Source organism: Sulfurimonas sp. (assembly GCF_014859695.1).
Lineage (GTDB): Bacteria > Campylobacterota > Campylobacteria > Campylobacterales > Sulfurimonadaceae > Sulfurimonas.
This window is the reverse complement of the sequence record NZ_JACUTS010000072.1, coordinates 1-8,767: the sequence shown is the minus strand read 5'-3', so window position 1 is coordinate 8,767 and position 8,767 is coordinate 1. Positions and strand designations below refer to the sequence as shown.

Below are 8,767 nucleotides of genomic sequence, written 5' to 3'. Positions count from 1 at the left end.
TATAGTACCGTAGTTTGCTTAGGTTTTTACGCACCCAAATTTTTCATTAAATCGAGATAAAAGAGATTAGCGGTTCAGATAATGAGATGATTGACTCAGAGCCGGATCTAAGAGTAAAATAAATGTGATGCTTTTTTGATATAATTCGCTTTGTAACTTAGGTTACGCACTAAGCCGAACTCGTCCGTCTTAGTGGCAGGGACTAAAGTCCCACATTATACGAAAGGGTTATATGGCATTTTCTTTAGAGAATAGAAAAGGTACTATAAACGGCATACTTTTTGTTGCGATTTTTGCTGCAGCTGCTACAATGATTTCAGAGATTGGTTTTGTAAAATCTCTTGGAATTTCGCCACTGGTTATAGGTATAGTTATAGGGATTTTTTACGCAAATACGCTTCACAACAACACTCCAAAAGAGTGGAGCAGAGGTATTACATTTTCTGCAAAAAAGATTTTACGTTTCGCAATTGTTTTTTACGGGTTTCGTATCACATTCCAACAAATCGGGGAGGTTGGGCTAGAGGGATTTATGGTCTCGCTAATTATGCTCTCAACCACTTTTGTGCTCGGAACTTGGGCAGGACAAAAACTCTTCAAAATGGATAGAGATACCTCAATGCTAAGTGCTTCTGGGGCTTCAGTATGCGGAGCGGCAGCCATTTTGGCAACGGAGCCTGTTTTAAAGGCGGAGGAGCATAAAGCTGCAATCGCCGTTTCAATGGTTGTACTCTTTGGAACAATCTCGATGTTTTTATATCCGCTTCTATACAACATGGGCGTTTTTGATATGAGTGCAAAAGAGTTCGGTATCTATGTAGGCGGAACGATTCATGAAGTGGCTCAAGTCGTAGCAGTTCCGGCTTCCATTCCGGGTGCAAGCGAAGAGATGGCAAATTCGGCGGTTATCGTAAAGATGACAAGGGTTATTATGATAGCACCGATGCTCATTATACTGGGAATATATCTCTCCATGAGCGCTAAAAAAAGTGGTGCTACAGCAGGAGGGGTTAAGCTAGTTATTCCGTGGTTTGCAGTCTATTTTATAGGTATGGCTGGGTTTAACTCCTTCGGAATTCTTCCACAAAATGTAGTAGATATTATCAACGAGATAGATACTTTTTTACTGACCATGGCAATGACGGCACTTGGCATCGGAACCGTGTTTTCAAAGTTTAAGGGGCTTGGTTTAGCGCCTGTTTACACCTCGGGTTTGATGTTTGCATGGCTACTTGTAGGCGGATATTTCATCACAAAATGGGTAGTGGCTGTGTTCTAAATTTGTAACTTTCAACTAAAAAAGTATATAATAAAGACAAATCAAATCCGGAGGAGCCATTAGAGTGTCAAATTTACCAAATACGCTAAACTCTTACTGGCTCTGGAGAGAAATCTCATCGAAACTCGGCGTCTCAAATCCTGCATATAAGTACTGGAGTGAGACGAGAAACCTTAAACTTAACAATAAATATCTTTTTATACAAAAAAATACTCTTCCCCAAAAACATGAACATGTAGAGAAGATATTGACTGATTTATCCGGTCATCTGCCCATAAAGTATGCCTCAGACAAGCTACATGTAAACGAACATATATTTTCATACGATAAGATGAGGCTTCATAAGGAGTTTGAGTATAAATTTGTCGAAGATGTAAAGTTTGTAAATATAAAAAAATTTTTTACGGAGTTTGGGATAAGAGTAGGTAGAAACTCTATTGTTCAGCTTGGAAAAATAAAGGATTTGGAGATAGGACCTGAGAGCACCTTTTATAATCTCAAAAACGATTACGGTGTAGTGGTGTACGAATAATGGATACCTTTTTTTTAGAGTTTCGAGACCCTCTTTTTGGGATTATAATATTTTTCGTTCTTGTTTTCGTCATTACATTTTTTTCATATTGGTTTAGCAGACTCAAAAAGAAAGAGGACTACCGCCATCTAGATAAGTTTTTAAAACAGTTTCACTCTCTGCCATCTCAAAATGAACTTAAGGTATTGATTACAAAAGGGGAGTTGTCTGAAAAGTCTTGGCTCTTGCTGGCAAACTCATATACACAAAACGGAAACTATGAAAAGAGTATAGAGATCTACAGCGAGTTGCTTAAAGTCGGAGATAAATCCAACTACAGAGATACTCTTTTTCTGCTTGGCAAAACATACTTTAGGGCAGGTTTTCTGGAGCGTGCAAAGCAGATTTTTTTAGAGATACTGAAAAACAATCCCCGCACGCCTCAGGCGCTTAACTATCTTCTGCTTGTATATGAACAGATGAAAGATTATAACGCTGCGCTTGAGTTGCTAGAGCCTTTGGGCGAACTGAAAAAAGATGTGACTTTGATTAGCGCATATCTTAACTCTTTGAGCATTTTAAACAGTGCTCGAATGACTCCGGATGAAAAAGCTTACAAGCTCTTGGAGATATACAAAAGTTGCAATCATCTGGATTACCTTGTCTTTGAGTATGTTTTTCGCATAAACCCAAAGGCTGCATGGGCGAATTTTGATGTTTCAAAGTCAGAGCTTCTTGTCGATGTGCTGTGGAGCTGCGACAAAAAAGATTTGAATTTTGATATAATAATGCAAAACGGCTATTTAAGGGAGCTCTATACCGCAAAAGGGTATATGAAAGCGGCAACGAAGAGCTCTATTTTTGAGCTTGACGTGCTTATAAGCCTTGACTCAAAAGCAAATGCTACGCTCGGTTTTGAGTATATCTGCGATAATTGTAAGGTGGTCTACCCGTTTGCATTTAACCGTTGTAGCAGTTGTCATGCCATAGATACGTCAAGGGCGGAGCTCTCTTTGGTAAAAGATTACCATAAGGATTTTAGTGAAGAAAATAACTCTTTTCAGTGACGGCAGCGCTTTGGGAAATCCCGGTCCAGGGGGATATGGAGCAATTCTCAGGTTCGGCGACAAAGAGAGGGAGGTCTCCGGCGGCGAGGCACATACTACAAATAACAGAATGGAGCTCTTGGCGGTAATCGAGGGGTTAAGAGCTCTTAGGGAGCCCTGCAATGTTGAGATAATCTCCGACTCCTCGTATGTCGTAAAGGGGATAAACGAGTGGCTTGAGAGCTGGATAAAGAGAGACTTTAAAAAGGTTAAAAATCCTGATTTGTGGAGAGAGTATATAGAGGTTTCAAAAGGGCATAAGATAAATGCAATATGGGTTAGAGGGCATAACGGACATATTGAGAACGAGAGATGCGATATTTTGGCAAAAATAGAGGCACAAAAGATGAAGGAGTCAAAATGACTCCTTTTTGCCGCAAGGCAAAGCTTTTATTTTGTGCTTTTAAATGGCACAAAACACGCGAGTGACTGAATATAATTTGGACTTTGTTCAAATTATATGAGATTTAATAGTGGGAGAGCATACAATGAGTAAAAATATAGAAGTTTTAGAGAAAACCTTAGGGTACGAATTTAAGAACGAGAAGCTCATTATCGAAGCGCTGACGCATAAAAGTCATAAGCAGCCCTACGATAATGAGCGACTTGAATTTTTAGGCGATGCCGTTTTGGATTTGATTGTGGGAGAGTATCTGTTTTTTAAATTCCCCAAATCAGATGAGGGTAATCTCTCAAAGATAAGAGCGGCACTTGTAAATGAGGACGGCTTTGAGAAGTTGGCAAGGTCTATCAGCCTTGGCGAATATATCTACCTCTCAAACGCGGAGGAGAACAATGGCGGAAGAGAGAAAGCGTCTCTGCTCTCAAATGCTTTTGAGGCGGTAATCGGAGCTATTTATCTTGAGTCGGGCTTGGATGCTGCTAAAAAAATAGCGATTGAGTTGATTGAAAAAAATCATAAAGAGATCTCGCTTGATTCTCTCTTTAGAGATTTTAAAACAACCCTTCAAGAGCTTACGCAAGCCAGATTCGGAGAGACTCCGGAGTACAAAGTTGTTGCAAGCCGCGGACCTGATCATAAAAAAGAGTTTGAAGTTGCTGTTATCATAGAGAACAAAGAGTACGCAAGAGCGATTGGCAAAAGCAAGAAAATTGCGCAACAAGAAGCCGCAGAGATGGCGGTAAAGCTTTTAAACAAGGAAATGAAGTGAATAGTTTTGGGCAGAAGTTAAAATTTAGTACTTTTGGGGAGTCTCATGGAGTTGCAATCGGATGTCTGCTTGATGGTGTTCCGGCTGGACTTGAGATAGAAGAGGCGTTTATCCAAAGTGAGTTAGATAGAAGAAAACCCGGAAAAAGCGAGTTTGAGACAGCTAGAAAAGAGGATGACAAAGTAGAGATACTAAGCGGTGTTTTTGAGGGTAAAAGTACGGGAACACCAATAGCAATGCTCATATACAACACCAACCAGAAGTCAAAAGATTACTCAAATATAAAAGATATTTTTCGCCCGGGTCATGCAGATTTTACCTATTTTTATAAGTACGGCATAAGAGATTACAGAGGCGGCGGCAGAAGCTCTGCAAGAGAGACAGCGGCAAGAGTCGCTGCAGGTGCAATCGCAAAACTGATGCTTATAGAAGTTGGTGTCGAGGTTTTAAGCGGCATATGCGAAGTAGACGGTATAAAGTCGGAGCAGCTTGATTATGAGGCGGCTAAAAAAAGCATTATTTTTGCTCTTGATGTCAACAAAGAAGAGGAGCAAAAAGAGGCGATACTTAGAGCAAAAAATGAGCATGATTCAGTCGGCGGAGCCTCAAGAGTTCTTATAAAAGGTGCGCCAAAGGGGTTAGGGCAGCCGCTCTACTATAAACTCGATGCAATTTTGGCGGATGCCATGATGGGCATAAATGCCGTTAAAGCCGTCGAGATAGGTGATGGAGTACTCAGTGCATCGCTTAAGGGTTCTCAAAACAATGACGAGATAAGAGCAGCCGGCTTTGTAACAAACCACTCAGGCGGGATTTTAGGCGGTATAAGCAACGGTGAAGATATTGTGATGAACGTCTACTTTAAGCCTACACCCTCTATTTTTAAAGAGCAAAAAACAGTTACGACTGAAAATAAAGAGGTTGATTTTGCTCTTAAAGGACGTCATGACCCATGCGTTGCCATAAGAGGAACCATTGTTTGTGAAGCAATGGCAGCGCTTGTTGTAGCCGATATGTTGCTTTTAAATATGGGTTCTCAGATGGAGAAGGTAGTCAAATACTATAAATAGCAGTTTAAACCGCTATTTATCTTTTGGCTCCATTACGCCTTTGGCTGATTTAATTGCGCTGTTGAGCGCAGTTTTTGCAACGCCCCATGCTTCAATTCCCATTCTTTTCGCCTCTTTTGCGGTCTCGGACTGGAGCGCAGTATCGGCTTTTTTAACTGCTGCTTTAGCTAGTGCAGAAAATCTCTCCTTCATAACTTGCGCCGTCTCTTTTGAGATGTGAATTAACTCTTCGAGATCATAATGCATCTTTTTATTAATGTCTAGGAGGATTTTTCTTATAGTCGGGTCACTCTCATTTGCCTGTGTCTGAACAACTTGCAAAAAGAGGGTATCTGTCTGGTTTAAATCCTCCATGATTGTGTCGTAATCTTCTATCAGGATATGTTTCGCCTCAAGCGGCATGTAAACAAGTCTCTTTTTAAATCTGTCTATTGATTCGAGAAGTCCTGCTCTCATGCCTCTTAGCGTAGCCTCTAGGATATCCTCGGATGTGTTTGGTGTAGCTTCGGCTATATCAATGCTTGAGTGTAGTATTGTGGAGAGAATCTTTCTCACCCTTATGGTATTTAGGGTTCCCTCTTTAATGGTTTGGTAGGTCAGCTCTTTTATGACCTCTTGAATGAGCTCTTTTGCTTCGCTATCTTTTGATTTTTCTAAAGCGGTAATAATTGCTCCCTCAACCGTTTCGCCAAGAATATCAAAGAGATCGATCGATTGAAGTTTTATTTGATGAAGCTTAGAGAGCGTCTGTATATCATCTTTATCTATTGCAGATTCTATATCATTAAAAATAGTATATTTCGCCTCTTGGAGCTCACTGGACTTTTTCTCTAAACTCCTCTCAATAAGCTCTTTTTGCACAAGAAGTTCTTCGAGTTCGTCTCTTAGTTTTTTTGTTTTTTTGTCTATAATATCTGTCGTTACATCCCTCATCTCATGAAGGTCTAGTGTTTGTAGTTCAATGTTTTTTAGTTCTCGTAAACTCATTTTAGACTCCTTTAAAGTACCATTTTTATATGTTGATGAGCTTTTAGGGCTTCATAGATAAAATTTCTGTCATCTTCATTGTGAACAACCATATCTAGGTTCATGCTTATATATTTTCCGCCCTTAGAACTTTTTGAGTGAGTGAGTTTGTGTTCTCTCTCCTCTATAACAGCTCTAATCGCCTCTTCGAGAGCCTCTTTTTCACCGGCAATAAGCTTGTAGCACCAGCTGCACGGATAAGTAAGCTCTAGCTTCTCATCTGTATCGTTGATAATCTCCACTTTTGCCTCCCGATTTTTTTTCTAACTGTACATTGCGGATAACCATCCCTTTGTCTATCGCTTTTACCATGTCATAGATCGTCAAAAGCCCTATGCTTGTTCCCGTAAGCGCTTCCATCTCAACACCCGTCTGCCCTGTGAGTTTAGCCGTAACGGTGAGTTTAAATCCAGGGAGATCCACCAACTCTTCAACATCACAGTTGATGCCGCTTAGGTTAAGCGGATGACACATCGGTATAAGTTCGCTTGTCTTTTTTGTTCCCATGATAGCGGCGATTACTGCTGTTTGAAGAACAGGACCTTTTTTGGTTTTCTGGCTTACTATAGCGCCATAAGCCTCTTGACTCATCTCTATAATTCCGCTTGCAACTGCCACTCTAGTTGTCTGGTTCTTATCCGATACGTCGACCATCTTCGGTCTATCTTTTTCGTCCAAATGTGTTAAATTCATTACTGTTTCTTTATATTTTATTTCTTACTATTATAGCAGAAGAAAAGTAATTTATTTGACCTAAACCATAAGCCTTAGCGCCTCTTGATATTCATGAGGGTGGTTGAGGTTTAAAAAGGGTTTTTCATCTTCAAACTCTACATAAAGCGTGTTTGAGGTTTTGAGCAAAAAACCGAGTTTGTGATTATTTTCTTTGAGCATTGATGCGAATTTTTTCTCCATAGAGCGATGATATACACTGCACATCGGCTCTATACCGTGTGGTGTTTTTGCCACCGTGGCGTCTGCGTCTGTTTTATCTGAGGCAACTATTTTTTCTATCTCATCCTTAGCGATAAAAGGAGAGTCTACGCTGATTGCAAAAAACTTCTCACACTTTAAATGCCTAAAAGCAGAGATAAATCCAGCCGTGGGCGCATAGAGAGAGTCTGTTTTTATATCTTCAATAAAATCTGCTTCAAAGTTGAATTTTGAACTATCTTTACATGAGATATATACATTCTTGAAGATTTTGCTAAGACGTGAGAACTGAAACTCCGCTAACGTGTTAAAACCGCCAAATGGAAGAAGAGCTTTATCCTCTCCCATTCGGCTTGATTTGCCGCCTGCAAAGATGACACAGGGTATTTCAAGCATTATCTAGGATCTGTTATATAGCCCTCAATTGCAGAGATTGCCGCAACTGCAGAGTTTGCCAAATAGACTTTAGAGCTTCTTGAACCCATGCGTCCTACAAAGTTACGGTTCGTCGTAGATATTGCCACTTCATTGTCGCCAAGAATCCCCATATATCCGCCCAGACAAGCTCCGCATGTAGGGTTGCTTACAACTCCGCCTGCATTGATAATAATGTCTATATATCCCAATCTTGAAGCCTCTTGAAAAATACGCTGTGTCGCAGGAGTCACAATAAGACGAACATCAGGATGGACTCTTTTGCCTTTTAAAATTTCTGCAGCAATTTTTAGGTCACCGAGTCTGCCGTTAGTACAGCTCCCGATGAATGATTGATCTATTTTAATTTTATCTTTTACAGCCTGAACAACACTATGCCCATTTGAAGGTAAAAATGGATACGCTATAACCGGGTCAAGGTTGGCAACGTCTATCTCTAAAACCTGCACATAAGAAGCGTCCTCATCCGAGTAGTGGATGCGAGGTCGGCGTGCAAGATTTTTATCGCTTAAAAACTCTTTTGTTACCTCGTCATAAGCAACGATTCCGCTTTTTGCTCCCGCCTCGATTGCCATATTGCACATAGAAAACCTGTCATCCATGTTTAAGTGCGCAATTGTGCTCCCGGTAAACTCTAAAGTTTTATATAATGCTCCATCAACGCCAATTAGACGGATAATCTCTAAGATAATATCTTTTCCGGTTGTATATTTGCTAGGTTTTCCGCTGAGGACAACTTTTATAGACTCTGGCACTTTAAACCAGTTCCCGCCCGTAATCATGGCAAACGCCAAGTCGGTTGAACCCATTCCCGTAGAGAATGTTCCAAGCGCGCCGTGTGTACATGTATGGCTGTCAGCTCCGATGATAACATCACCCGGAGAGACAAGCCCTTTTTCAGGCAGAAGCGCATGTTCGATTCCCATATCTTTTTCATCAAAAAAGTTCTTTAGGCTGTGCTTCTTTGCAAAGTCACGGCTTATTCGCGCTTGGTTCGCACTTGCGATATCTTTTGCGGGAATAAAGTGATCAAGAACTATAGAGAATCCATCTGGATTTGCAAGTTTTTCAGCGCCGCTGAGGTTAAAAGCGCTGATAGATATAGGAGTGGTAATATCGTTTCCGATAACCATGTCGATGTTAGAGCGGATGATTTCACCTGCATGAACAGCTCTTCCGACATGCTCAGAGAATATTTTTTCGGTTATAGTTTGTCCCATGACGTATAATTCCTT

General features: G+C 40.6%; 11 protein-coding genes. 6 read left to right on the top strand and 5 right to left on the bottom strand.

The window, feature by feature from the left end:
- Nucleotides 1-232 precede the first annotated feature (232 nt).
- The 6 genes from IBX42_RS10060 (at nucleotide 233) to aroC (ending at nucleotide 5,138) form a co-directional block, all read left to right on the top strand.
- Nucleotides 233-1,279 (top strand): YeiH family protein, encoded by a 1,047-nt coding sequence (locus IBX42_RS10060; RefSeq protein WP_294932531.1) that lies wholly within the window; start codon nucleotides 233-235, stop codon nucleotides 1,277-1,279.
- Between the two features lie 64 nt (nucleotides 1,280-1,343).
- Nucleotides 1,344-1,811 carry a hypothetical protein gene (locus IBX42_RS10055; protein ID WP_294932529.1) on the top strand — a complete coding sequence of 156 codons (468 nt, stop codon included), beginning with the start codon at nucleotides 1,344-1,346 and terminating at the stop codon, nucleotides 1,809-1,811.
- A complete protein-coding gene (locus tag IBX42_RS10050) occupies nucleotides 1,811-2,857 on the top strand; it encodes a tetratricopeptide repeat protein (RefSeq protein WP_294932527.1) in 1,047 nt (348 codons plus the stop codon). The genes IBX42_RS10055 and IBX42_RS10050 overlap by 1 nt, the downstream gene beginning before the upstream one ends.
- The gene (gene rnhA / locus IBX42_RS10045) at nucleotides 2,832-3,260 is read left to right on the top strand and encodes a ribonuclease HI (RefSeq protein WP_294932525.1); all 429 of its coding nucleotides are present in this window, start codon (nucleotides 2,832-2,834) and stop codon (nucleotides 3,258-3,260) included. Before IBX42_RS10050 ends, rnhA begins: the two co-directional genes overlap by 26 nt.
- A 124-nt stretch (nucleotides 3,261-3,384) precedes the next feature.
- The gene (rnc, locus tag IBX42_RS10040; protein WP_294932523.1) at nucleotides 3,385-4,068 is read left to right on the top strand and encodes a ribonuclease III; all 684 of its coding nucleotides are present in this window, start codon (nucleotides 3,385-3,387) and stop codon (nucleotides 4,066-4,068) included.
- Complete coding sequence (gene aroC, locus IBX42_RS10035; RefSeq protein WP_294932521.1) at nucleotides 4,065-5,138, top strand: chorismate synthase; 1,074 nt, start codon at nucleotides 4,065-4,067, stop codon at nucleotides 5,136-5,138. Before rnc ends, aroC begins: the two co-directional genes overlap by 4 nt.
- Nucleotides 5,139-5,150: 12 nt before the next feature.
- On the opposite strand, the gene IBX42_RS10030 is transcribed toward aroC, so the two are convergent.
- Genes IBX42_RS10030 through IBX42_RS10010 form a run of 5 tightly spaced genes read right to left on the bottom strand, consistent with a single transcriptional unit; the run spans nucleotide 5,151 to nucleotide 8,752 of the window.
- A complete protein-coding gene (locus tag IBX42_RS10030; RefSeq protein WP_294932519.1) occupies nucleotides 5,151-6,125 on the bottom strand; it encodes a DUF6781 family protein in 975 nt (324 codons plus the stop codon).
- Between the two features lie 11 nt (nucleotides 6,126-6,136).
- The gene (locus tag IBX42_RS10025) at nucleotides 6,137-6,406 is read right to left on the bottom strand and encodes a DUF493 domain-containing protein (RefSeq protein ID WP_294932517.1); all 270 of its coding nucleotides are present in this window, start codon (nucleotides 6,404-6,406) and stop codon (nucleotides 6,137-6,139) included.
- Nucleotides 6,381-6,857: a cyclic pyranopterin monophosphate synthase MoaC gene (gene moaC / locus IBX42_RS10020; protein ID WP_294932515.1), complete on the bottom strand. Its 477-nt coding sequence runs from the start codon at nucleotides 6,855-6,857 to the stop codon at nucleotides 6,381-6,383. Before moaC ends, IBX42_RS10025 begins: the two co-directional genes overlap by 26 nt.
- Before the next feature lie 60 nt (nucleotides 6,858-6,917).
- Nucleotides 6,918-7,493, bottom strand: coding sequence for a molybdenum cofactor guanylyltransferase MobA (gene mobA, locus IBX42_RS10015; protein ID WP_294932513.1), 576 nt, complete (start codon nucleotides 7,491-7,493; stop codon nucleotides 6,918-6,920).
- A complete protein-coding gene (locus IBX42_RS10010; RefSeq protein WP_294932511.1) occupies nucleotides 7,493-8,752 on the bottom strand; it encodes a 3-isopropylmalate dehydratase large subunit in 1,260 nt (419 codons plus the stop codon). Before IBX42_RS10010 ends, mobA begins: the two co-directional genes overlap by 1 nt.
- Nucleotides 8,753-8,767: the final 15 nt, after the last annotated feature.

Bases quoted from the DNA above. Each gene is read 5' to 3' on its own strand.
- IBX42_RS10030 (WP_294932519.1), bottom strand. From the start codon at position 6,125: ATGAGTTTACGAGAACTAAAAAACATTGAACTACAAACACTAGACCTT.
- IBX42_RS10010 (WP_294932511.1), bottom strand. From the start codon at position 8,752: ATGGGACAAACTATAACCGAAAAAATATTCTCTGAGCATGTCGGAAGA.
- mobA (WP_294932513.1), bottom strand. From the start codon at position 7,493: ATGCTTGAAATACCCTGTGTCATCTTTGCAGGCGGCAAATCAAGCCGA.
- moaC (WP_294932515.1), bottom strand. From the start codon at position 6,857: ATGAATTTAACACATTTGGACGAAAAAGATAGACCGAAGATGGTCGAC.
- IBX42_RS10060 (WP_294932531.1), top strand. From the start codon at position 233: ATGGCATTTTCTTTAGAGAATAGAAAAGGTACTATAAACGGCATACTT.
- IBX42_RS10050 (WP_294932527.1), top strand. From the start codon at position 1,811: ATGGATACCTTTTTTTTAGAGTTTCGAGACCCTCTTTTTGGGATTATA.
- rnc (WP_294932523.1), top strand. From the start codon at position 3,385: ATGAGTAAAAATATAGAAGTTTTAGAGAAAACCTTAGGGTACGAATTT.